Here is a 23,844-nt window from a genome sequence, read left to right as displayed (position 1 = left end):
TATAGCAATTTAAAGCTCTTACCAGATGCGTACTCTGTCTTCAGGCTTTACATACATCTTATCTCCTTCTTCAATAGTAAATGCGTCATACCAGGCATCGATATTCTGAAGTGGCACATAAGCTCTGTACATTCCAGGTGAATGAGAGTCGGTTTTAATCCTGTTTTTTAAAGCTTCATCTCTCATTTTGGTTCTCCAGACGGTAGCCCATGAAAGGAAAAATCTTTGCTCCGGTGTAAACCCATCTATTTTACCAGGATTTTCATTGTTTTGAAGGTGAATCTGCAACCCATCATAAGCAGCATTTACACCACCAAGATCACCAATATTTTCTCCCAGGGTAAATTTCCCGTTAATATAAACACTGTCTAGAACTTCAATGGCACTATATTGTTCTGCAAGATCGTTTCCAAGAGTTTCAAATTCTTCAAGATCTTTCTCGGTCCACCAGTTATTCAGATTTCCTTCAGCATCAAATCTAGCGCCGCTATCATCAAAACCATGAGAGATCTCATGACCAATAACAGCACCAATTCCGCCATAATTTACAGCAGCATCTGCTTTGTAATCATAAAAAGGAGGTTGAAGAATTGCAGCAGGGAACACAATCTCGTTATAACGAGGATTATAATAGGCATTTACTGTCTGTGGAGACATGAACCATTCGCTCTTATCTACGGGCTGTCCAAGATCTGCCATATTTTCTGCAACTCTCCATTTTTGAGCGTTCAGCATATTCTGGAAATATGAACCACCTTCTTCCGGAGAAGTGATCTCAAGATCAGCGTAGTCTTTCCATTCATCAGGATACCCGATTTTTACGTTAAAAGTACTTAATTTTTCGAGCGCTTTCTTCTTAGTATCCTCGCTCATCCAGCTAAGATTATTGATTCTATTCTCATAAGCTTTCAGGATATTATCCACCATTTCCTGAGCTTTTTGCTTAGCCTGGGCCGGAAAATGCTCTTCAACATATAATTTTCCAAGCGCTTCACCCAGAGTCCCGTTTATAGAACTAAGTGCTCTTTCATTTCGAGGACGTTGTTCTTTTGCTCCCTGAAGGGTTTTGCTGTAGAATTCCCATTTTTCAGTTTCCAGATCTGTAGTAAGTGCACTGGCAGCTCCGTTAAAAAGATCCCACTTCAGGTAAGTTTTCCAGTCTTCAACAGAGTTTTCAGCAATGATCTGCTGCAGAGCTTTCATGTATTTTGGCTGTGAAACGATGATCGTATCAAGATCTTTAGCGCCAATTCCGTCAAAATAAGCTTTCCAGTTCATGGCCGGAGTCATCTTCTGCAACTCGGCAACGGTCATTGGATTATAGGTATTTCTTGCGTCACGACGCTCTACTTTATCCAGTTTTGGCTCGGCAAGTCTGGTTTCAAATTTCAGGATCGTTTCAGCAGCATTTTTCGCTTCTTCTTCAGTGTAGTCAAGATATTGTAACATATCTGCTACGTAAGCTTTGTATTTTGTTCTGGTTTCCTTGGAATCTGAATCATTTTGAAGATAATAATCTCTTTCAGGTAATCCAAGGCCGGTAGGATTCAGGTAAGCAGCATTCATATCAGAATTTTTGCTGTCTGCCCCAACACCAAAGCTAAAGAATCCGGCACTTCCGTATTCGCTCATTTCCACTAGGAAATCCTGAAGATCTTCTTTGTTCTGGATAGCATCGATCTTTGCCAGGTAAGGTTTTACCGGATCGATTCCCTGCTCATTTCTGGCAACGGTATCCATAATGCTTTTGTATAGGTATACCGCCTTTGCCTGGTCTGTGGAAGGGTCAAGACTATCACTGGAAGCAGTTTTTTCCAGAAGTCCAAGAGCATCCTCATCGGTTCTTTGTCTCAGTTCATCAAAACTTCCCCAACGGGTTCTGTCTCCTGGAATCTCTGTACTATCCAGCCAGCGACCATTTACATAGCGAAAGAAATCTTCTTTTGCAGTGGTTGAGGTGTCCATGTATGCGAGGTTGATACCATGGATTTCATCGTCTTTTTCCTCTGTTCTTTTTTCGTCATCATTACAGGCGGTAAACAAGCCTACGCTGAGAACAGATAAAAACAAAATTCTGTTTATTCTTTTCATCGTTTTAATTAAGAATTATAAAATAATAGGGCTAATGTAGCAAAACACTCAAAATAATCCATAATCGCGCCCTGCTGAATCGAGAACAATCAGCTGAAAATTAACAATTAAGCTTGTGATAGTGATCTTGTCTTGACTGACTGGGATCTACTTATTTTTTAGTTCTGAAATAAGGTTTTTATCGAATTCAGATTTTAAACTGGTGAGTTCTTCTACATTTTCATTGGGCACAGCGATGGAAAGTACGTAGTGATGGATCTTCCAGGTGCCATTTTCTTTCGCAACTACTCCAGATCCACGGCATATGCCCATCTGGGTGTCCAGCAGTTCATCGAACCAGGCAATCTTCGAGTTCTGGTGCACATATATATATCTTTCGAGCGAAGTGAAATTCCATGCCTTCCCGGCATCGAAATATGGCCTGGCAAACTTTTTAAACTCTTCTGCCGTCCAGTTCTCTGTTGCATCGGTTCCAATAAATACAGCATCACTGGTCATGAGACCAAAGTATTTATCAAATTCAGTATTAGAAGCGGCGAGGTGCCAGCTGTCCAGCGTTTCATCAATTCTTTCCCTGATCGCTGTTTTATTTTTTTCTGAATCTTTTACCTGAGCATGGGATGGCAACATGGTGAGAAATGCGATAACAAATAGAATTTTTAAAGCTGAATTTTTCATTGGTCGAATATTTGTTTTAAGATACTATATTTTCAACAGTATCTTCAGTGGATATGGAATCCATTTCCCTCTCCATCCTTTCAAACTCGTCCAGCTCTTTTTCAAAATCCTCCAGAGTTTTCAGAAATAATTCATTCATCTGAAGTTTGAGATTATTAAATTCCAGGTAAATCTCCTGCGTGGTACGATTTACAGCTTGTGCATCGGGCTGTTGCTTTTTAGCGTATTGCTCCAGTAAACTAGCTTTTGTTTTTAAAACATTCAGTCTGGCTTCCACGGGCACCGCGCGAAGACTATCGGGAAGGGAAATACTTAGTGAATTCATGATCTGGGAAATTGCCGTGGCATTGTCCATCACTTTTCGAGTGGTAGTATTTTCCAGTTTACGTACTTCATTTTGCGCTGTGATAAACTCCAGCCAGTTTGAGGCATATTTTTTTGCCTGCGGCTCCAGGTCAAAACCCCGGGTATCTATCGCGATCTTTTTGTCGAAGGAAATAGTATCCTTAGCATCATTGGTATTTTGAACATCTTCTGCTTCAGACTTACAGGAAGCGAGGCATAGAAGAATTAGCATGAATAGTGGGAACTTCATAAGTAAAAGTTGAATGCACAAAGTTATCCATAATTCTACGAATGCAGTAACAGATTTTAGATTACAGGATCCATAGTGGATAGCATCAAGAAAAAGCTAAGATTACGAAATCCTCTGTATAATTAAATATATTTGCACAAAATTTAATTTATGGCCGAAAAGATATTGATTATCGGTGCTTGCGGACAGATTGGAACCGAACTTACGCTGAAATTGAGAGAGATCCATGGCAATGAACAGGTTGTAGCCAGTGATATTCGTGAAGGAGCAGATGAGTTGATGCGGTCAGGTCCATTCGAGATCCTGAATGCTACCGATGAGGTTCATATAAGACAGATTATAGAGACTTATCAGATTAAAGAAGTTTACCTGATGGCTGCGATGCTGAGTGCAACTGCAGAAAAAGCCCCGATGAAAGCCTGGGACCTAAATATGAATTCACTTTTTCATATTCTGGACATGGCCAAGGAAGGTTTGATCAATAAAATCTTCTGGCCTTCCAGTATTGCTGTGTTTGGGCCTACAACTCCTAAGGATCATACTCCACAAACCACAGCGATGGAGCCAACCACGGTTTATGGGATTAGCAAGCAAACCGGTGAGCGCTGGTGTGAGTATTATCATAATAAATTTGGTGTGGACGTTAGAAGCATCAGGTATCCGGGTATCATAAGCTACAAGACGCTCCCTGGCGGAGGCACTACAGATTATGCGATCGAGATCTTCCATGAGGCTCTAAAGAAAAATGCATATACCAGTTTTCTGGACAAAGATGCAGCATTACCAATGATGTATATGGATGATGCGATCAAAGCCACAGTGGAAATCATGCAGGCACCTTCGGAAGCTATTAAAGTTAGATCTTCTTACAATCTATCAGCGATAAGTTTTACTCCCGAAGTTCTTGCGGCGAACATTAAGAAACATTTGCCAGATTTTAAAATGTCTTATGATCCGGATTTCAGACAGGCTATAGCAGCATCCTGGCCGTCCAGCATAGATGATTCAGCAGCAAGAAAGGATTGGGGTTGGGATCATGATTTCGATCTGGATAAAATGACCGAAACCATGCTTAAAGGTGTAGGACAAATTACAGAGCAAGCCCATTAAATAACAAAAGCCGCTTTATAGCGGCTTTTTAATTTTTAATCAGGAAAACTAATTACTCAAGGATGCGTACATCTGTAGCATTCACTCCTTTTTTTCCTTCAGTTTCTTCGTATTCTACTCGATCACCTTCCTGAATAGTTTCCCCATTCAAACCGGTAATGTGTACGAAAATGTCTCTTTTGGTGTCGTCGTTTGTAATGAACCCGTAACCTTTAGATTCATTGAAAAATTTTACTGTGCCTTGCATAATAATGATAATTAATAAAGAACAAACATAACAGTAAAATTTTTAGAATCTACTGGAAATCAGAATTTTTTGGGAATATTGTAACTTTTAGAGCCTGTCAATTCCCTTATCCCTCATTTTCTTCATGTTTTTTTCTGATAAGGTATAGTCTTCCAGTTTTTTTCCCCGCCAACGCACCACCAAAAATATGGGCATTAGTATAAAAGCACTTGCCAGCACCGCAATTCCAATGATCCTGTCACCGGTAAGCGTATCATCTGTAAGCCTGTAATAGAACCCTACACCAATGGCGATGATAATAGCGATCACCAGAATTCTCAAAAATATCTTCATACTATACTGTAACTTCAATTAATTTCTGCCTGTAGGCTGTCAACAATTTTGATTTGGAAATGAATCCAATATATTTTCCTTCCCTTACCACAGGTAAATTCCAGGCATTACTTTCCTGAAATTTACGCATGATTACCTTCATACGGTCGTTTTCAAGGTCAATAATTTCCGGAGCCTGCTGCATAATTTCCTGTACCTTGACTTCATTGTATAATTTTTCATTGAACATGATAGACCGTATATCATCCAGCAATATGATACCCATAAAATTTTGATTTTCATCAATGACCGGGAAAATATTTCGAGAGGACTTCATCACCCCATTGTGAATCACATCTCCCAGGTTCATGTCAATTTCCAGGGCGATAAAATTCTTTTCCACTACACGGCTAATATTCATCAGGGTTAGCACAGTCTGGTCTTTATCATGGGTTAACAAATCACCACGTCTTGCCAGCTCCATCGTATATACAGAGTGAGGTTCGAACTTAGTGGTGATCAAATAAGAAATCGCCCCCGTAATCATGAGTGGTATAAACAGTTCGTAGCCATGAGTAAGTTCAGCAATAAGGAAAATAGCAGTAAGAGGAGCGTGTAATACTCCAGCCATGAGTCCGGCCATTCCTACCAGCGTAAAATTACTTACAGAGATCTTATTTTCAAATATCCCGAGATTGTTCACGACTAATGCAAAGCAATGTCCCATCGCACTTCCCATAAACATAACCGGTGCAAAGATCCCTCCAACACCGCCGGCACTAAAGGTCAATGCCGAAGCGATGATCTTAAAAATAACTAGTCCTGCCAGTAAAATCACCACGACCCAGATATTTTCTAGGTAGGCATTAAATAAATTTGTACCCAGGGCTTCAAGATAATTTTCCTGTAACAGGTTGTTAATTACATTATAGCCTTCACCATATAATGGAGGTATAAAATAAATAAGAACTCCCAGCCCTAAACCGGCAAATATAAGCCGCACGAAGGGTGAGGATATTTTTGCCAGCAATTTGGTGGTGCCAAAATAAATTTTTGAAAAATAAACTGAAAATGCTGCTGCTACCACGCCTAGTACCATATAATAAGGCACTTCAGAAATTGTAAATTGATCTTCTAAAGTAAAAGGTAAAATAATCTGGCTTCCGAAGAAAAAATAGGAGGTAAGTATAGCAGATACCGAAGCGATGAGTAGTGGTAGAAGGGATGCCAGCGTTAGATCCAGGCTAAATACTTCCACAGCGAAAATAATCGCGGCGATGGGAGCTTTGAATATGCTGGACATTGCACCAGCTGCGGCACATCCAATCAGCAAGGTTCGGGAAGCCTGGTTCATTAAAAATATACGCGAAATATTGGAACCAAGAGATGCTCCTGTGGCTACTGTTGGACCTTCCAGTCCAACCGATCCTCCAAAACCAACCGTAATTGGTGCAGTGATGAGAGAGGCATACATCTGGAATCTTTTCATGATTCCCTTTTTTCGGGAAATAGCATATAAAGTCGTTGGAATTCCATGGCCAACCTTCTGCCGCAGTATGAACTTTATGATGAGGTATACGATCAAAAGACCCAGTACCGGAAAAATAAAATAAAAAGCATCGTGATAATTGGCAACAAATTCACCTTCCAGCAAACTTTGAATAAGATGCGTGAGGTTTTTGATCATCACCGCAAAAATTCCTGCAACAAATCCTATGACCGCGCTCAGGAACATGAGGAACTGTCGATGAGAAAGATTCTTGGATTTCCAGGTTAGAAACCTGTGCAATAAGGTTTTGCTAATATTTGCCACCGCTAGTGAATTACCGGATGAAGATAAAAAATCCCGCAATAAGCGGGATTAAATTTTTATGATTTCAACTGCAAGTGTAAATCTGTAAGTTGCTGTTCGTCGAGTTTCGCCGGAGCGTCGATCATTACATCTCTTCCAGAGTTATTCTTTGGAAATGCAATATAATCTCTGATGCTTTCCTGTCCGCCCAGTATAGCTACCAGTCGGTCGAAACCAAAAGCGATCCCTCCGTGAGGAGGTGCTCCATACTGGAAGGCATCCATAAGAAAACCGAATTGCTCTTCAGCTTCCTCCGGAGTGAATCCAAGATACTTGAACATCTGCGATTGTGTTTCCTTATCGTGGATCCTGATGGAACCACCACCAATCTCATTTCCATTAAGTACAAGATCATACGCGTTGGCACGAACCTTCCCAGGGTCTGTTTCAAGTAGTGCGAAATCTTCTTTCTTCGGACTTGTAAATGGATGGTGCATAGCATGGAACCTTTCAGTCTCCTCATCCCACTCGAGAAGAGGGAAATCTACTACCCATAGTGGTGCAAATTCGTCAGATTTTCTAAGTCCCATTTCATTACCAAGATGCATTCTCAAGGCACTTAACTGACTTCTTGTTTTATCAGCATCTCCAGCCATTACCAGAATTAGACCCCCAGGTTTAGCTGAAGAAGCTTTAGCCCAGGCTTTTAGATCTTCCTGAGAGTAAAATTTATCTACTGAAGATTTTAAACTACCATCTTCATTGTATTTGGCCCAAACCAGGCCTGTTGCCCCAATTTGAGGTCGCTTCACCCAAGAGATGAGTTTATCAATTTCTTTACGGGTAAAGGATGCGGCTCCCGGCACGGCAATTCCTACTACTAATTCCTGCTGATCAAAGACATTAAAACCTTTGTTCTTCGTTACATCATCCAGCTCGGCAAATTCCATCCCAAAGCGAATGTCTGGCTTGTCGTTCCCGTATTTACGCATGGCGTCTGCATAGGTCAGTCTTGGGAATTCGTTCACTTCTACGTTGCGAATTTCCTTCAGTAAATGCCTGGTCAAACCTTCAAAAATGTTCAGAATATCTTCCTGTTCCACAAATGCCATTTCGCAATCTATCTGTGTAAATTCAGGTTGACGATCTGCTCTTAGATCTTCATCACGAAAACATTTTACGATCTGGAAATATTTATCCATTCCACCTACCATAAGCAACTGCTTGAAAGTTTGCGGAGATTGTGGAAGTGCGTAGAACTGACCTTCGTTCATTCGGCTAGGTACCACAAAGTCGCGGGCACCTTCAGGAGTGGATTTTATAAGATATGGAGTTTCCACTTCTATAAAACCAGCATTGGAAAGATAATTTCTTACTTTCATTCCCACCTGGTGGCGAAACATTAATTTATCCTGAACTGGTTTTCTACGAATATCCAGGTATCGGTATTTCATTCTAAGATCTTCGCCACCATCAGTTTCATCTTCAATAGTAAATGGTGGTGTTTTGGAAGAATTCAAAATTTGAAAATCCTGTACCAGCAGTTCTATTTCTCCCGTTGGGATATTAGGATTTTTAGCTTCGCGCTCGATCACTTCCCCGGTCACCTGGATGACGAATTCCCTCGCCAGTTTACCTGCCTTATCCATAAGTTCTGCGGAAGATCGCTCTTCATCAAAAATGAGTTGTGTAAGACCGTAGCGATCACGAAGATCTACCCAAATCATAAAACCTTTATTCCTAACTTTTTGCACCCAACCGGAAAGGGTTACAGTATTTCCAATATGCCCGGCATTAAGTTCGCCGCAGGTATGACTTCTGTACATGAATTCTTATAAATTTTGAATGGGCACAAAAGTAAGAAGTTAAACAGTTTTACTGAACCTTTTCTGCATGAAAATTCATCAAATGTTACCAAAAGTAAACTTTGAATAAAGATATAAACCGCTGTAAGACAACTAAATATAATTTCAATGTTAACTCAATGTTACCTGAATGCTTCTATAAAGTAAACTTTTTGTATATTTGTGATGTAAACGTTAATACCGATTGAGACATGAAGACTTTGAAAAATATATTCGTAGCAGCAATTCTGGCAACAGGAAGTGTTGTAATGGCGCAGGATAATGATCCAAAACCCGCTTTTGAGAAGCAGGGTGAATTAATTAAAGGAACATTTTATTATGAAGATGGAAATATTAAACAGGAAGGTACGTACAAGGACGGCAGACTCCACGGAGAATGGATTTCTTACAATAAAGACGGTGAGAAGACGGCCATCGCCAATTACGAAAATGGCCAGAAAGATGGAAAATGGTTCTTCTGGACTGAAGATAAACTTACTGAAGTGGACTATAAAGATAGCGTAATTGCTAGCGTTAATAGCTGGAAAAGCGAAAGCTCACTGGTTAGCAACGAGTAAACGTTTTATCACAAATAATAAGAAACCCGAAGCATTTGCTTCGGGTTTTTTGTTGGGTACGATCTCGAAATATCTAGCTGGATGTCTCGATTCTGTTTGATTCTTCAGTTACTTCCGAAGAGCTTCTTTTGGAATGTATCCACATCTTAATTCGTATCGCGATATAGAATAATAGAGGTACGATGATAAGTGTTAGGAAGGTCGCTATAATCAAGCCGTATATCACCGTCCAGGCTAAAGGACCCCAGAATATCACGTTATCACCCCCAAAGTAAATGTTGGCGTCAAATTCACTGAACAAACTGAAAAAGTCCAGGTTAAGCCCGATCGCCAGTGGAATCAATCCAAGAATGGTGGTGATAGCCGTTAACAATACAGGCCTTAAACGTGCTTTCCCAGATCGAATGATCGTTTTCAAGAGTTCATCCTGTGATAAATATTCAGATTCTGGTATTCCCAACCGCAGTTTTTTCCTGTCTATAAGGAGTTGTGCATAATCGAGCAGTACCACACCATTATTCACCACAATACCTGCAAGGGAGATAATTCCCATCATGGTCATCATAATCACAAAGGCTGAACCGCTAATTACAATTCCTCCAAATACTCCAATAAAACTCAGGAAAATTGCAATCATAATGATCAATGGTTTCGAGATAGAGTTAAACTGAAAGATCAGGATAAGGAATATGAGTCCGAGTCCGCTGAAGAATGCTCCAACCAGGAACGCCTGTTGTTTATTTTGTTCTTCGATCTGTCCTGTATAATCTACCTTGATCTCATCTGGGACACCGTCAAAATTTCTCATTTCATTCTGGATCTGAGCAACTGCGGCGCCGGCATCTGTATAACCGGGAGAAAGTACAGAGTAGATCGTGACCACTCTTCGGGTATCCCTGTGCTTGATCGCACTGAAGCCAGATTTATTGCTTTTTGTAGTTACTGCCGAAACCGGGATTTCTCTTAACTGACCTTTGTTGTTCCTGAAAGTGATCGTTTGATTAAATAATGCGCTATTATCATACCTGGAATCCTCATCGAATCTTACATAAATATCATAATCTTCGCCGCCTTCCTTATAAACACCGGCTTTGGTTCCAAAGATCGAGTTTCTAAGTTGTTGACCCACCTGTCCTGCACTCACTCCTAATTCACCCGCTTTCTCGCGGTCTACCTCAACCAGCATGGATGGTTTGTCCTTGTTTACATCGATCTTCAGCTCATCAATAGCAGGGATGTTTTTGGTGTTGATGTACTCCCGCATCTGCTCTGCAGTGGCGATCAATTGATCATAATCTTCACCTTCCAGTTCGATATTAATTGGAGGTCCGGCGGGTGGACCATTCTGATCTTTTTCTACGGAAATCAAAACTCCCGGGTACACGCCATCCAGAGACTCCTGAACTTTCTGTCGTAAAACCTCACTGTCCTTTCCACGGCGATATTTGTATTCCCTCATGGAAGCTGTGATCTTACCTTTATGAGGCATTTCTGCTGCAGAACCCCCATCTGTTTGAGGATTTCCTGCACCTTCTCCAACCTGTGAAACAGCGCTTTCTACCAAAAAGTTGTAACCGTCATCCATGTACTCATCACTGTTGAGTACTTTGTAAACCCTTTGTTCGATCTCTTTGGTGATCGCATTGGTTTTTTCAATGTCGGTTCCTTCAGGGTATTCGATATATACAATAATCTGGTTCGGTTTATTGTCGGGAAAGAATTCAACTTTGGTTCTTTGAGATCCCAGTGAAGCACCAAAACCTACAAAAGCGATAATCAACATCAAAAAGGTAGCTCCAACGATCCAGTAAGGACGCTTGTTTTTAAAAGCAGCGGTAAGGCGTCTTTCGTACCAGTTCTCCAGTTTAACCAATGAACTTTTTTGAAACTTATTAGCCATCTTACGAAGAAACAACCTGTAGATCCATATCATGATCGCAGTAAAGATCATTAGGGATCCTAAAGCAGCGTATTGGCCACCAAACAAAAATATGAGCAGGCCGATTCCTGCAATAATGGATGAAACCCTGATAATGGTTTTTAACGGCATGTTTTTGTCTTCAGTTTTCATGAACTGGGAAACCAGCACCGAGTTGAAGAAGATCGCCACGACCAGGGAAGACCCGAGTACGACCGATAGGGTGATGGGAAAATAGATCATGAACTGCCCCATTAAACCTGGCCAAAGTCCAAGCGGTATAAATGCGGCAACCGTAGTTGCAGTCGAAATGATAATTGGGAATGCTATTTCACCAATTCCTTCTTTTGCAGCATCCACCCGGCTCATTCCTTCCTCATCCATAAGTCGGTAAACGTTTTCGACTACCACGATCCCGTTATCAACAAGCATTCCCAGACCCATGATCAATCCAAAAAGGATCATGGTATTCATGGTATAGCCCAGTTGGTTCAGGATCATCAAGGACATAAACATAGACATAGGGATCGCAAATCCAACAAATAGTGCATTCTTAAATCCTAAAAAGAACATAAGAACTGTGACTACCAGAATGATCCCGAAAATGATATTGTTCACCAGGTCATCTACCTGGCCAATGGTTTTGGAAGACTGGTCGTTGGTGATGCTTACCTCCAGGTTTGTTGGGAAAACTTCAGCTTTTGCTTTTTCGACGATAAGCTCGATCTGCTCGGCTGCGGCAACCATGTTCTTACCTGAACGCTTCTTTACATCCAGCATGACCACCTGCTCACCAAATTCACGGGCATAAGTGGTCTTTTCCTTTTCTTTGAAAGTAATATCAGCGATATCCTTCAGGTAAACATCTGCACCATCTTCAGATTTAACTACAAAATTGTTCAATTCTGAAGGTTCCTGGATTTCTCCAAGAATCCTTATGGTTCTTCGTTGCCCGCTGGTCACATAATTACCGGCACTCATGGTCATGTTACCATTCGAAATTGCACTGGTGATATCGTTGAAACTTACCGAAGAAGCCATCATTTTATAGATATCCACCGCTACTTCAATTTCTTTATCCTGTGCTCCTCGAATATCTACTTTCTTGATCTCAGGAAGATTTTCAATTTCATCCTGTAGATATTCTCCAAATTCCTTCAGCTTCATCACCGGGTAATCTCCGGAAATATTGATATTCAGAATTGGTATTTCTTCTGAAAGGCTTAATTCGAAAACATTAGGTTCTACTTTCGCGCCATTAAAGGTTGGCCAGTCCTCGCCTGAAGTTTCAGAATCTATTTCATCCTTTACTTTTTGTTTGGCTAATTCAACTGAAATTCCTTCGTCAAATTCTACCACGATCATGGAGTAATCTTCCTGGGAGGTCGAGGTGATCTCCACCACGTTGCTAACCGTCTTTAGCTTGTCTTCCAGAGGGTTCGTAAGCAACTTCTCTATATCTTCCGCAGTATTCCCGGGATAAACCGAGCTTATATAGATCTTGGTTTCTTTGACTTCAGGAAAACTTTCACGGGGCATGCTGAAATATGCTGATATCCCGAAGAACAGGATAAGCGCCATCGCCACGTAAATGGTCGTTTTATTTTTTATTGCCCAGGATGAGAGTGCAAACTCTTTATCCAGGCTGTTTTTTTCTTTCGCCATAACTGCTTAGTAATTCATTATTTTGACGGTTTGTCCCTCTTTTACACTACGTGCACCATCTTCGATGATCAGGTCACCATCCTTCAGGCCTTCCAGGATTTCGATCGCATCACCTTCAGACTTTCCGGTTTTCACGATCATTCTTTTGGCGACCGCTTTCTCACCTTCCACCTCTTCAAGAATATACAGGTACTGCTCTCCTTCTGCATTTTCAGAAAGAATGTTCTGTGGAACCAGAATCGCATTTTCACTGGTGTAATCGTTAATTCTTACTCGTGCAGTAAGATTTGGCTTGATCTCCTTATCCTTATTGGGAACGTCGATCTCGGCGGTAAAAGTCCTGTTGTTGGGATTAATATAACTACCAACCTGTTTAACTTTGGTATCTACTGTCTTTCCAAGCACAGGAAAAGTAACTTCCACTGGTTTTCCCTGGGTCACATTCGTAAGATAGTTCTCAGGCACGTCGGTCTTGATGTACATGTCATCAAGGTTTACGATCCTAAGGATTTGCGTCTGGCCGGGCGAAACCACGTTTCCCTGCTCAGTAATGATTTCATCGATCGTTCCTGAAAATGGTGCGCTTACCACAGACTTGGAAAGCTGACTTTTCATTTGTTTGACAGCATTTACCTGTCCTTCATAATTGGATTTGGCCTGTAAATATTCGATTTCGCTACCAATTTGCTGTTCCCAGAGACGTTTCTGTCTTTCAAAAGTTGTTTTGGCTAGATCCAGCTGAATTTCCATTTGTGCGAGTTGCTGGCTCAATCCACCATCATCGATCTTCGCCAGGGTTTGTCCTTTTGATACCTTCTGGCCTTCCTCCACATAGATCTTCTGAAGAACTCCACTCATTTCAGCATTTAAGACCACATTTTTTCTGGTCTCCACGCTTCCCTGAAGTTCAAGAAAGTGATCGAAATGTTCAGCTTCCACAGCAAAGGATGTCACCAGGGGAATATTTCTTTCCGGGTTAATTTCCTTCAGCCTGGAATCCAGTTTTTTAATTTCAGCTTCCAGCTCAGATTGTTGAGCGGTAAGTTCATCCCTTTTCTTCTGAATAGTTTCAATATCATTACTTTCCAGAATTTCTTCCGTAGATTTTTCTGAACCGCCACCACAGGCAGCTAGCAAAGTGCTGAACGATAAAATATATACTAGTTTTCTCATTTTCTGAAGTTGTTTCTAATTATCTGATGTATAAGTGCGGGTATCTAAAAGGTTTTCCAGTTCTACTTTGGCAGTGATCACCTGTAACATGGCCTGTAAATAATTTTGTTGTGCCGTGTATAACTGTCGCTGTGCTTCACTAAGTTCGAAACTGCTGGCAATCCCTTCGAAGAACTTTACCTGATTCTTGTTCTCAATTCTTTCTGCCAGTTCCAAATTCTTGGTAGCGTTTCTGTAGTTGTCAAGGCTAAACTGGTATTCACTTTTGGCACTATTGATATCGCTTTTTACCTGGCTTTCGGTTTGTTCCAGATCGAGCATGGCCTGTTCGTATTCGAGTTTGCGCTGCTGTGTTTTCGCGCTACGCATCCCGCTGCTGAAAATTGGTATGTTCAAACTCACTCCTAATATGGACTGTCCAAAATATTCCTGGTTGCCATTTAGGAAAGTAAACTCATCACTAAAGCCCTGGTAGCCGTAATTCACAAAGGCACTTAAAGTAGGAAGGGCTTTGGCCTGCTGAAGTTTTATCTGGATCTCTGCGGCTTCTGCTGTATTTTTAGCGATACGATAATCGATATTTTCTTCCACTGGAATGGTTTCAGACAATAAGGAAAGATCGAAGTATTGAAGCGCCAGCTCATTGAGATCATCGGTCGCTACCACGTTCTTCTCTACGGGTATGCCCAGGCTTATGTTCAGCATATCGTATGCGATATCCAGCATTCTTCTGCTTCTGGCCAAATCATTCTCCAGGTTGAGCTTGGTAATTTCCAATTGCTCTACATCTTCCTGTTCCGTAAGGCCGTTTTCAAAGATTTTCTGGGTATCGTTGAAGTTCTTTTCAACAGTCCCGAGGTTCTTTTCAAATATCTGTACGCTTTCTTCTGCCAGTAAAACATTACCATAAGCGTTGATAATTCCCTTCTTGATCTCCAGATCTGTTTTGGTCTTGGCATTCTTGGAAATTTGCAGTAGTGTTTTTACAGACTGAATTCCCACGATATAGGAGCCGTCGAAAATTAACTGATTCCAGGTAGCTGTGGCATTCACGCTTTGCTGAGTACCAAATTGTACCGGGATAAATCCTTCCGGAGTATTTACCGGGACATCATTCCTGTTCACATTATCGAAATACTGTTCCACGATGTTCACGGTGCTTTGCGTATTATCAAATGCACTGGCGGGAAGTAGGGTAACCGGTTGCTTCAAATAATTCTGGTAATCTACGCCAGCGCTTATTTGAGGCAATCCCTGTGCAATGATCTCCCATTTTTGTTGTAAGGCGATCTCTACATCCTTTTGTGCTATTTGTGACTGGTAATTGTTTTCCAGTCCAAATTCTATCGCTTCCATAAGGGAGAAACGATAGGTTCTGGTAGTATCCTGCTGCGAAAAACTATGCAGGCTAAAAACCAGCATCATTAAAATTGCTATGCTACTTTTCATCTAATTCAATTAAATCTTCTAAAGTTTTTATTCCTTTTTGAGTGCAAATAGCACGTAGGTGGTATTCCAGAAAATGATCCATTAAGACTGGCTGAGTATATTTTTCAGGAGTAAAAAGATCTGTATCCTTGATGCCCATAATCCCAACGAAATGGATCCGGCTTATAAAATCAACATTGATTTCCTTTCGATAGTAGCCGCTTTCAATCCCGCGTTTGAGATTTTCCTGCATACAATTTTCCAGAAGCTTATATTGCTTTTCCTTCAGACTCTCATAAACTTTCGGGTAATACTTCTGAAGCTGATAATGAGGAGAGAATTTTTCTCCTTTCAGATGCTGGGCGATATAACGCTTGATCTCATAATTCTCCTTAATAGGATTTTGATTTTTATCCTGAATTTTACCAATCCCACAACCCATGTTCTGAATCACCTGTAAACCAGCAGCTGCGACCAGTTTATTTTTGGTAGAAAAATGGGTGTAAATTGTCTTTTTCGAAATCCCGATCCTCTCGGCAATGTCGTCCATGGTTACACTCTTAAAACCATAAGACAGGAACATCTCTGCAGCACTATTTAAAATTTTCTCCCTCACTTCCTGTAAATTTTATGCAAAAGTAAGCTTCGGAAACTTTAGAAACAAAAAAAGTTTCTTTAGTTTACCTAGTTTTAACATTCGCTTAAAATTTGAAATAGTCTTAATTATGGTATTTTAGCGCAAAAAATTTCAATCCATGCACACCATTGCGGAATATCGAGAGGCCATTGTCGATTATCTTCATGCAAAGATACAGGTCAAAGATCCGGTAAATCTATATGAGCCAATGGTTTATATCCTCGAGCAGGGTGGTAAGCGTTTAAGACCAGTACTGGTTTTAATGGCTGCTGAAATATTTGATTGCGATCACAAAAAAGCGCTGGACGCCGCTCTGGCCATTGAGGTTTTTCACAATTTTTCATTGGTTCATGATGATATTATGGACGACGCGCCCATACGTAGAGGAAAGAAAACCGTGCATGAAAAATGGGACATCAATACTGGTATTCTGTCTGGCGACGCGATGCTAATTAATGCCTACCAGTTATTCGAAAATTACGAGGGTGATGTATTTAAAGAACTGTCAAAGCTTTTTACCAAAACAGCTATTGAAGTTTGTGAGGGACAGCAATATGATATAGATTTTGAAACCCGTGATAATGTAAGTATTGAAGATTATCTATTGATGATCGAATATAAAACTGCTGTTCTGGTAGGAGCATCTTTGCAAATGGGAGCCATTGTTGCAGAAACTTCTTCAGCGTGCAAGTCGGCAATTTATCAATACGGAAGATTGCTTGGGATTGCATTTCAGCTTCAGGATGATTACCTAGACGCTTTTGGGGATCCTGCTACTTTTGGAAAACAACCTGGCGGCGACATTATTGAAAATAAAAAGACATTTCTTTATTTAAAAAGTCTTGAGCTCGCCAGCCCGGGGGAGGCCAGGCAACTGGAACATTTGTATTCCATTAGCCCAATGGAAAACTCAGGCAAGATAGAAGCGGTAAAAAACCTGTTTGAAAGCAGTGGTGCGGCAGAACTTACCAGAAAGGAAATCGAAAAATATACGGCCATGGCTTTTGAGGTGCTGGACAGGATTGATATGCCAGAGGAAAAGAAGAAGCCTTTAAAAAGTTTTGGTACCATGCTTATGGAAAGACAGGTATAAGTTTACTTTCCTTTGAATATTGTAGAAATCTGCACGCCATATCATTGAATTTCAGGGGCTGTTAAAATTCTTATAATCCTATAGAGAATTATCATAATGCCTGCAAGCTGTTTTTTTTAAATATTGTATTTTTGCTAATGTTTTTAAGAACAAAAGAAACTGTTGTTTCAATTTTATGGAAAAATTTTCATTTCTAAATGCCGCTCATACTGCATACTTCGCAGAACTTTACGATCAATATCTAAAATATCCTGATAGTGTAGAGCCCAGTTGGAGGGCTTTTTTTCAAGGATTTGACTTCGGAATGCAACAAGATGGTGTGTCTGAAGATGTATTGCAAGAAGCTCCTGTAGATTTTTCAGAAGGTGAGATACCCACACACGTAGTTAAAGAATTTCAGGTAATTCGATTAATTGATGGCTATCGTACCAGAGGACATTTATTTACCAAAACAAACCCTGTAAGAGAACGTAGAAAATATGTTCCAACTCTGGATCTGGAGAATTTCGGACTTGAGAAAAAAGATCTGCAGACTACTTTCAATGCGGGTGATATTCTCGGGATTGGACCATCGAGCCTGGAAGAGATCATCAAGCATCTTGAAATGGTGTATTGTGATTCCATCGGGATAGAATACATGTATATTCGGAAACCGGAAGAAATTGAGTGGATTCAGAATCGACTGAATATCAACGATAATCATCCAGATTTTGACGATACCCGAAAGAAACAGATCCTGAAAAAACTGAATGAAGCAGTTTCCTTCGAATCTTTTCTACACACAAAGTATGTTGGGCAGAAGCGATTTTCACTGGAAGGTGGAGAAAGCCTCATTCCAGCACTGGACGCGCTAATTGAAAAAGCTGCTGAACTTGGTGTGGAGGATTTTGTGATGGGAATGGCTCACCGTGGTCGCTTAAATACCCTTACTAATATCTTCGGAAAGAACGCGAAGGACATTTTTAGTGAATTTGACGGGAAGGATTACGAACAGGATATTTTTGACGGGGATGTAAAATATCACCTTGGCTGGACATCCTGTCGCACTACAGATAGTGGAAAAGATATTAATATCAATATAGCTCCAAACCCTTCTCACCTTGAAACCGTTGGCGCGGTGGTAGAAGGAATTTCAAGAGCAAAAATGGATCGTAGATACAACGGAGATAACTCCAAAATTCTACCCATCCTGGTTCATGGTGATGCTGCAATCGCAGGTCAGGGCCTCGTGTATGAGTTGGTTCAAATGGCTAATCTGGAGGGTTACCAGACTGGAGGAACGATTCATATCGTAGTAAATAACCAGATTGGATTTACCACCAACTACCTGGACGCCAGAAGTTCAACCTATTGTACAGATGTGGGGAAAGTAACTCTTTCACCAATCTTACACGTGAATGCAGATGATGCGGAAGCCGTTGTCCACTCCATTTTATTCGCTTTGGACTTTAGAATGAAGTTTAAAAGGGACGTATTTATTGATCTACTGGGTTACAGAAAATACGGTCACAACGAAGGTGATGAGCCACGTTTTACTCAGCCTAAGCTTTATAAAGCAATTTCAAAACATGAAAACGCCAGAGATATTTATGCTGAAAAGCTAAAAGAGAGTGGTGTTATTGATGATAGTTACCTTAAAAAGTTAGAAGAAGATTATAAATCATCACTTGAAGAAAAACTGGAAGATTCCAGAAAAGAAGAAACTACTCGCATTACTCCGTTTATGCAGGACGAATGGGAAGGTTTTGAGAATGTCCAGGAGGATGAGATGATGAAGGAGATCGATACGACTTTCGATCTTGACAAGCTTGACAAGGTTGCCAAAGCGATTTCAGAACTGCCGGAGGGCAAAAAGTTCATGAGAAAAATCCAGAAGATCATCGATGGGCGCAAGCAAATGTATTTCGAAAATAACAAGCTGGACTGGTCTATGGCCGAGCATCTTGCTTATGGATCTTTGATGACCGAAGGTTATAATGTTAGAATAACCGGACAGGATGTGGAGCGTGGAACGTTTTCACACCGTCATGCAGTCGTGAAAGTGGAGGATAGTGAGGAAGAGATCATTCTTCACAACAATATTGAGGACAGAGACGGAGACTTTTTTATCTACAATTCCCTGTTATCTGAATATGGAGTTGTTGGTTTTGATTATGGTTACGCCATGGCAAGTCCAACAACACTAACGATCTGGGAAGCACAATTCGGTGATTTTGTGAATGGTGCACAAATCATGATAGACCAGTACATTTCTGCTGCGGAAGACAAATGGAAACTTCAGAATGGTCTGGTAATGTTGTTACCACATGGTTATGAAGGTCAGGGAGCAGAACACTCTTCCGGTAGAATGGAGAGATTCCTTCAGCTTTGTGCCAAGGATAACATGTATGTGGCAGATATTACAACTCCAGCGAACATGTTCCATATGCTTCGGAAGCAAATGAAAGGGAAATTCAGAAAACCACTGATCATATTCACCCCGAAAAGTTTGCTCCGTCATTCCAAAGTGATCTCTACAAAAGAAGAATTCGCAAATGGTTCTTTCCAACCCGTTTTGGATGATCCAGATGCAAAGGCAGATTCAGTAAAAAGCCTGGTGTTCTGTACCGGTAAATTTTACTATGACCTGCTAAGCCATAAAGAAGAGAACAATCGTGATGATGTGGCGCTGGTAAGAATAGAGCAGTTATTCCCACTTCCAGTAAGCATCATGAGAGAGATGTTGAGCAAATATAAGAACGCTGAAGATGTGGTTTGGGCTCAGGAAGAGCCTAGAAACATGGGAGCTTACGGGCACATGTTACTGCACTTCGAGGAAGCAAGACAGTTTAGAGTATGCAGTCGTAAATTCTACGGAGCACCTGCTGCAGGTAGCTCAGTTAGATTTAAAAAGCGTCATGAAAAAGTGATCGCCAGCGTATTTGACAAAGATTTAAAAGAAGATTAAAAATAAAGAACCAATATTCCTGAAATCAGGAACCAAAATAAATTACAATCATGGCCTTAGAAATGAAAGTTCCTTCACCCGGCGAATCGATCACAGAAGTTGAAATAGCTCAGTGGTTAGTAGAAGATGGTGATTACGTTGAAAAAGATCAGGCAGTAGCCGAAGTGGATAGCGACAAAGCAACTTTGGAACTTCCTGCAGAAGCTAGCGGGATTATTACTTTAAAAGCTGAAGAAGGAGACGTAGTAGAAGTTGGAGAAGTAGTCTGTTTGATCGATACCGACGCTGCAAAGCCTGGCAGCGACGATAGTGAAAGCAAAGATGAAAAGTCTGCTGAAGCCGAGGAAAAAGAGCGCCAGGAAAGTACTGAAAATAAAAAAGACAGTGATAAGGCTGAAGCTAAAACTGAAGATCCTTCAAAATCCAGCACACCAAGCCAGAAACAGGATGATACCTATGCAACCGGTTCTCCTTCACCTGCAGCTAGAAAAATTCTGGATGAAAAGGGAATTGATAGTAAGGATGTAAAAGGTTCTGGCAGAAATGGTCGTGTTACGAAAGAAGATGCTGTAGAGGCCAAAGCTTCTATGGGAACTCCGGGCACAGGTAGTAGAGGAGAAGAACGCAAGAAGATGTCGATGTTCCGTAGAAAATTAGCGGAACGCCTGGTTAGCGCTAAAAATGACACGGCGATGCTGACTACTTTTAACGAGGTAGACATGTCTCCAATTTTTGCGTTAAGAAAAAAATACAAGGAAGAGTTTAAAGAGAAGCACGGAGTAAGTCTTGGCTTTATGTCATTTTTCACTCTGGCAGTGATTCGTGCTCTGGACGAGTATCCGGCTGTAAACTCCATGATCGATGGAGATTATCAGGTGAGCTACGATTTCAAGGATATTAGTATTGCTGTGTCTGGTCCTAAAGGACTTACAGTGCCAGTAATTAGAAATGCTGAGAACCTTAGCTTTAGAGGAGTCGAGTCTGAAGTGAAAAGACTAGCAATTAGAGCAAGGGATGGTAAGATCACTGTAGATGAGATGACAGGAGGTACTTTTACGATTACGAATGGCGGAGTATTTGGTTCTATGTTATCAACTCCAATCATCAATCCACCACAATCTGCTATTCTTGGAATGCATAATATCGTGGAAAGACCAGTAGCAATAGATGGGCATGTAGAGATAAGGCCAATCATGTACGTGGCCTTGTCTTATGATCACAGGATCATTGACGGTAAAGAATCTGTTGGATTCCTGGTTGCTGTAAAAGAAGCACTGGAAAACCCTGAAGAATTACTTATGGGTGGTGATATCAAGAGAGCTTTGGAATTGTAGTAGCATTTCCATTCAAAATAAGAAAAAGGGTACGCGAAAGCGTACCCTTTTTTACTTGAACAAAATTAAAACAAAACTAACAACCTGAATATATTCAGGCTTAAAACGGCTATCACCAGGATGGTGATGATGTAAAAAGCCAAATGTGAAGATATTCGAAGTTTAATGACCTAAAGATTATTGGTTAGATTAACCCAAATATAGGGTGAGATCTTTCCTGGCAAAAGGGTGTTTTTCCCCTATTTCAGGAACAGCGCTTTTCCTTTGTAATCGATCACTGCTTTACCTTTTTTTAGAATATCGGCTCCAATGATTCCCTGTACCTTTTCAGCGTGATGATTTTCCAGAGCTTCATTCACATGTTTGAGATCGAAAAGAACCAGGTCAATTTTTTTCTTTTTCCAGTTTCCAATCTTGACGATATTTTTGGCTGAAACCTGGGTCAGCATGTTCGTTGCACCTGCACCAGCCGCTTTGATATCGCTGTCTTCTGAAAGCAGATCAAAATGTTCTATGGCATCTATGCCTACACAAGTACTTGAAGCGCCGGTATCCAAAATAAAACTTCCTTCAATCCCATTAATTTCAGCCTTGAGTTCGAAATGATTTGTTTTAGTGTATTTTAATTTGATACGATGGTATCCTTTTTCCTGAAGCAACTCTTTTAAAGACATTCTTTTTTCCACAAATATATAATTCCTTGATGTAGCGGGAAACATCAGGACCTTCAATCGCTATTTAAATTAAATTTTAGCAAAAATACATCTTATCTTTGGCGTCTATGAGCACATTGGTTCAAATTACAGCCTTACCCCGGGAGCTTGAAGATCATCATTTGCTTCTGAATAGAGCAGTCAATAAATCGAATATCAGAAAGGATGATATCAGAGACTGGAGTATTAGGAAGCGTTCTATCGATGCCCGTAAAAAACCGGTTAAACTGAATTTACAGATTGAGATATGGAAACACGGAGAATTACGAAATGCCAGGCCTTCTTTATCCCTTCAGGATGTTTCCGAAGCAAAGGAAATAGCAATTATTGGAGCTGGCCCTGCTGGATTGTATGCAGCACTCAGAGCTGTGGAAGCAGGATTGAAACCTGTGGTCTTTGAACGTGGAAAAGATGTGAGAGCCAGACGCCATGACCTGGCCAAAATCAATAAGGAGCAAACCGTAAATCCGGAGTCCAATTACTGCTTTGGAGAAGGAGGAGCCGGGACATACTCAGATGGCAAATTGTATACTCGCTCCAAAAAGCGGGGAAATGTTTTAAAAGCGCTGGAATGGTTCGTAGAATTTGGGGCAGATCCAGATATTCTTGTAGATGCACATCCTCATATTGGGACCAACAAACTACCTAAGATCATTACCGCTATGCGGGAAGCGATCGTGAAGGCTGGGGGTGAAGTGCATTTTAATTCTAAACTAACAGATCTTAAGCTGGAAGGCGATAAGATCGTAGCCATCGAAATCAACAAACAGAACTGGTTAAACTTCGATGAGGTAATACTTGCGACTGGACATTCGGCGAGGGATATATTCTATTTGCTGCACGAGCAAAATATAAAGATAGAGGCCAAGCCTTTCGCACTGGGAGTTCGAATTGAGCATCAGCAGAAATTGATAGACCATATCCAGTATCATGGAGATGATGAAAACCCCTATTTGCCACCGGCTTCGTATAGCCTGGTAGAACAGGTAGATGGACTTGGGGTGTATTCCTTCTGTATGTGTCCGGGAGGTATTATTGCACCATGTGCTACAGAGCAGGAAGAAGTCGTTACCAATGGCTGGAGTCCCAGCAAACGGAACAATCCATATTCCAACTCAGGAATAGTGGTAAGTATAGAACCTACAGATCTGCCAGGTTATAAAGAGAATGATCCATTCGTATGTCTGGACTTTCAGAAGATGGTTGAGAGAAACTGCTGGGAAGCAGCTGGCAAAACTCAGCAGGTTCCGGCCCAGAGAATGAAAGATTTTGTCGAAGGAAAAATTTCGAAGGATTTTCCAAAGACGAGCTATCAGCCTGGTATTGTAAGTGTAGATTTAAATAAGGTTTTGCCAGATCTTATCGCAAGAAGACTGAGAAAGGCTTTTGTGAAATTCGGAAAAAAACTGAAAGGTTATTATACCAACGAGGCGGTGTTGCATGCTCCGGAAAGCAGGACTTCTTCGCCAATTCTAATTCCGCGTGACCCGACGACTTTGGAACATATAGAAGTGAAAGGATTCTACCCCTGTGGAGAAGGAGCTGGTTATGCAGGCGGAATCATTTCCGCAGCCATCGATGGAATTAACTGTGTGGATGCGATTGCTAAGAAGTATGAGGCAACTCAGGCTGAGGACAGCAAGTAGATAATTGCATTTTGAAGCCTGGATTTTACCTTACTGAAGGGGA

At 40.9% G+C, this 23,844-nt stretch carries 18 protein-coding genes; 6 read left to right on the top strand and 12 right to left on the bottom strand.

Annotation, left to right across the window (positions count from 1 at the left end; all coding sequences use genetic code 11):
- Positions 1–18: 18 nt before the first annotated feature.
- The 3 genes from G529_RS0106135 to G529_RS0106125 all read right to left on the bottom strand — a co-directional run bounded on the left by G529_RS0106135 (position 19) and on the right by G529_RS0106125 (position 3,364).
- Positions 19–2,091, bottom strand: coding sequence for a M13 family metallopeptidase (locus G529_RS0106135; protein ID WP_026914706.1), 2,073 nt, complete (start codon positions 2,089–2,091; stop codon positions 19–21).
- Between the two features lie 147 nt (positions 2,092–2,238).
- Entirely contained in the window at positions 2,239–2,769 is a 531-nt protein-coding gene (locus G529_RS0106130; RefSeq protein WP_026914705.1) for a nuclear transport factor 2 family protein, read from the bottom strand.
- Between the two features lie 16 nt (positions 2,770–2,785).
- The gene (locus tag G529_RS0106125) at positions 2,786–3,364 is read right to left on the bottom strand and encodes a hypothetical protein (RefSeq protein WP_157514546.1); all 579 of its coding nucleotides are present in this window, start codon (positions 3,362–3,364) and stop codon (positions 2,786–2,788) included.
- Between the two features lie 150 nt (positions 3,365–3,514).
- Here G529_RS0106125 and G529_RS0106120 point away from each other — a divergent pair, with 150 nt between their 5' ends.
- Positions 3,515–4,474 (top strand): NAD-dependent epimerase/dehydratase family protein, encoded by a 960-nt coding sequence (locus tag G529_RS0106120; RefSeq protein WP_026914703.1) that lies wholly within the window; start codon positions 3,515–3,517, stop codon positions 4,472–4,474.
- Positions 4,475–4,526: 52 nt separating this feature from the next.
- Here the strand turns inward: G529_RS0106120 and G529_RS0106115 are convergent, their stop codons facing one another.
- The 4 genes from G529_RS0106115 to aspS all read right to left on the bottom strand — a co-directional run bounded on the left by G529_RS0106115 (position 4,527) and on the right by aspS (position 8,651).
- A complete protein-coding gene (locus G529_RS0106115) occupies positions 4,527–4,721 on the bottom strand; it encodes a cold-shock protein (protein ID WP_026914702.1) in 195 nt (64 codons plus the stop codon).
- Positions 4,722–4,808: 87 nt separating this feature from the next.
- Positions 4,809–5,054, bottom strand: a complete 246-nt coding sequence (locus G529_RS0106110) for a hypothetical protein (RefSeq protein ID WP_026914701.1) — start codon at positions 5,052–5,054, stop codon at positions 4,809–4,811.
- A gap of 1 nt (position 5,055) precedes the next feature.
- Entirely contained in the window at positions 5,056–6,846 is a 1,791-nt protein-coding gene (locus G529_RS0106105; protein WP_026914700.1) for a chloride channel protein, read from the bottom strand.
- A 56-nt stretch (positions 6,847–6,902) separates the two neighbouring features.
- Positions 6,903–8,651 carry an aspartate--tRNA ligase gene (gene aspS / locus G529_RS0106100; protein ID WP_026914699.1) on the bottom strand — a complete coding sequence of 583 codons (1,749 nt, stop codon included), beginning with the start codon at positions 8,649–8,651 and terminating at the stop codon, positions 6,903–6,905.
- A 230-nt stretch (positions 8,652–8,881) separates the two neighbouring features.
- Here aspS and G529_RS0106095 point away from each other — a divergent pair, with 230 nt between their 5' ends.
- The gene (locus G529_RS0106095; RefSeq protein ID WP_026914698.1) at positions 8,882–9,247 is read left to right on the top strand and encodes a toxin-antitoxin system YwqK family antitoxin; all 366 of its coding nucleotides are present in this window, start codon (positions 8,882–8,884) and stop codon (positions 9,245–9,247) included.
- 73 nt (positions 9,248–9,320) lie between these two features.
- On the opposite strand, the gene G529_RS0106090 is transcribed toward G529_RS0106095, so the two are convergent.
- The 4 genes from G529_RS0106090 to G529_RS0106075 are packed head-to-tail and all read right to left on the bottom strand — an operon-like array spanning position 9,321 to position 16,047.
- Positions 9,321–12,830 carry an efflux RND transporter permease subunit gene (locus tag G529_RS0106090; protein ID WP_026914697.1) on the bottom strand — a complete coding sequence of 1,170 codons (3,510 nt, stop codon included), beginning with the start codon at positions 12,828–12,830 and terminating at the stop codon, positions 9,321–9,323.
- A 6-nt stretch (positions 12,831–12,836) separates the two neighbouring features.
- Entirely contained in the window at positions 12,837–14,003 is a 1,167-nt protein-coding gene (locus G529_RS0106085; RefSeq protein ID WP_026914696.1) for an efflux RND transporter periplasmic adaptor subunit, read from the bottom strand.
- A gap of 15 nt (positions 14,004–14,018) precedes the next feature.
- Positions 14,019–15,452, bottom strand: a complete 1,434-nt coding sequence (locus G529_RS0106080; protein ID WP_026914695.1) for a TolC family protein — start codon at positions 15,450–15,452, stop codon at positions 14,019–14,021.
- Complete coding sequence (locus G529_RS0106075; protein ID WP_026914694.1) at positions 15,442–16,047, bottom strand: TetR/AcrR family transcriptional regulator; 606 nt, start codon at positions 16,045–16,047, stop codon at positions 15,442–15,444. Before G529_RS0106075 ends, G529_RS0106080 begins: the two co-directional genes overlap by 11 nt.
- A gap of 139 nt (positions 16,048–16,186) precedes the next feature.
- Between G529_RS0106075 and G529_RS0106070 the strand changes: the two genes are divergently transcribed.
- The 3 genes from G529_RS0106070 (at position 16,187) to odhB (ending at position 21,442) form a co-directional block, all read left to right on the top strand.
- On the top strand, positions 16,187–17,161 hold the full coding sequence (locus G529_RS0106070; protein ID WP_026914693.1) for a polyprenyl synthetase family protein: 975 nt from the start codon (positions 16,187–16,189) through the stop codon (positions 17,159–17,161).
- Positions 17,162–17,336: 175 nt separating this feature from the next.
- Positions 17,337–20,108 carry a 2-oxoglutarate dehydrogenase E1 component gene (locus tag G529_RS0106065; protein WP_026914692.1) on the top strand — a complete coding sequence of 924 codons (2,772 nt, stop codon included), beginning with the start codon at positions 17,337–17,339 and terminating at the stop codon, positions 20,106–20,108.
- Positions 20,109–20,158: 50 nt separating this feature from the next.
- Positions 20,159–21,442 (top strand): 2-oxoglutarate dehydrogenase complex dihydrolipoyllysine-residue succinyltransferase, encoded by a 1,284-nt coding sequence (gene odhB / locus G529_RS0106060; RefSeq protein WP_026914691.1) that lies wholly within the window; start codon positions 20,159–20,161, stop codon positions 21,440–21,442.
- Between the two features lie 239 nt (positions 21,443–21,681).
- Here odhB and G529_RS0106055 read toward each other — a convergent pair whose 3' ends face one another.
- Positions 21,682–22,116 (bottom strand): retropepsin-like aspartic protease, encoded by a 435-nt coding sequence (locus G529_RS0106055; RefSeq protein ID WP_026914690.1) that lies wholly within the window; start codon positions 22,114–22,116, stop codon positions 21,682–21,684.
- A 107-nt stretch (positions 22,117–22,223) separates the two neighbouring features.
- Between G529_RS0106055 and G529_RS0106050 the strand changes: the two genes are divergently transcribed.
- On the top strand, positions 22,224–23,801 hold the full coding sequence (locus G529_RS0106050; protein WP_026914689.1) for an NAD(P)/FAD-dependent oxidoreductase: 1,578 nt from the start codon (positions 22,224–22,226) through the stop codon (positions 23,799–23,801).
- The last annotated feature ends 43 nt before the right edge of the window (positions 23,802–23,844 follow it).

It is taken from the genome of Christiangramia portivictoriae DSM 23547 (assembly GCF_000423045.1).
GTDB lineage: Bacteria > Bacteroidota > Bacteroidia > Flavobacteriales > Flavobacteriaceae > Christiangramia > Christiangramia portivictoriae.
The sequence above is the reverse complement of the archived record's forward strand: the minus strand, read 5'-3'. Positions and strand labels throughout refer to the sequence as shown.

Coding starts and splice junctions, on each gene's coding strand:
- G529_RS0106085 (WP_026914696.1), bottom strand. CDS start 14,003: ATGAGAAAACTAGTATATATTTTATCGTTCAGCACTTTGCTAGCTGCC.
- G529_RS0106130 (WP_026914705.1), bottom strand. CDS start 2,769: ATGAAAAATTCAGCTTTAAAAATTCTATTTGTTATCGCATTTCTCACC.
- aspS (WP_026914699.1), bottom strand. CDS start 8,651: ATGTACAGAAGTCATACCTGCGGCGAACTTAATGCCGGGCATATTGGA.
- G529_RS0106115 (WP_026914702.1), bottom strand. CDS start 4,721: ATGCAAGGCACAGTAAAATTTTTCAATGAATCTAAAGGTTACGGGTTC.
- G529_RS0106080 (WP_026914695.1), bottom strand. CDS start 15,452: ATGAAAAGTAGCATAGCAATTTTAATGATGCTGGTTTTTAGCCTGCAT.
- odhB (WP_026914691.1), top strand. CDS start 20,159: ATGGCCTTAGAAATGAAAGTTCCTTCACCCGGCGAATCGATCACAGAA.
- G529_RS0106050 (WP_026914689.1), top strand. CDS start 22,224: ATGAGCACATTGGTTCAAATTACAGCCTTACCCCGGGAGCTTGAAGAT.
- G529_RS0106090 (WP_026914697.1), bottom strand. CDS start 12,830: ATGGCGAAAGAAAAAAACAGCCTGGATAAAGAGTTTGCACTCTCATCC.
- G529_RS0106070 (WP_026914693.1), top strand. CDS start 16,187: ATGCACACCATTGCGGAATATCGAGAGGCCATTGTCGATTATCTTCAT.
- G529_RS0106120 (WP_026914703.1), top strand. CDS start 3,515: ATGGCCGAAAAGATATTGATTATCGGTGCTTGCGGACAGATTGGAACC.
- G529_RS0106125 (WP_157514546.1), bottom strand. CDS start 3,364: ATGAAGTTCCCACTATTCATGCTAATTCTTCTATGCCTCGCTTCCTGT.
- G529_RS0106065 (WP_026914692.1), top strand. CDS start 17,337: ATGGAAAAATTTTCATTTCTAAATGCCGCTCATACTGCATACTTCGCA.
- G529_RS0106095 (WP_026914698.1), top strand. CDS start 8,882: ATGAAGACTTTGAAAAATATATTCGTAGCAGCAATTCTGGCAACAGGA.
- G529_RS0106110 (WP_026914701.1), bottom strand. CDS start 5,054: ATGAAGATATTTTTGAGAATTCTGGTGATCGCTATTATCATCGCCATT.
- G529_RS0106135 (WP_026914706.1), bottom strand. CDS start 2,091: ATGAAAAGAATAAACAGAATTTTGTTTTTATCTGTTCTCAGCGTAGGC.
- G529_RS0106055 (WP_026914690.1), bottom strand. CDS start 22,116: ATGTCTTTAAAAGAGTTGCTTCAGGAAAAAGGATACCATCGTATCAAA.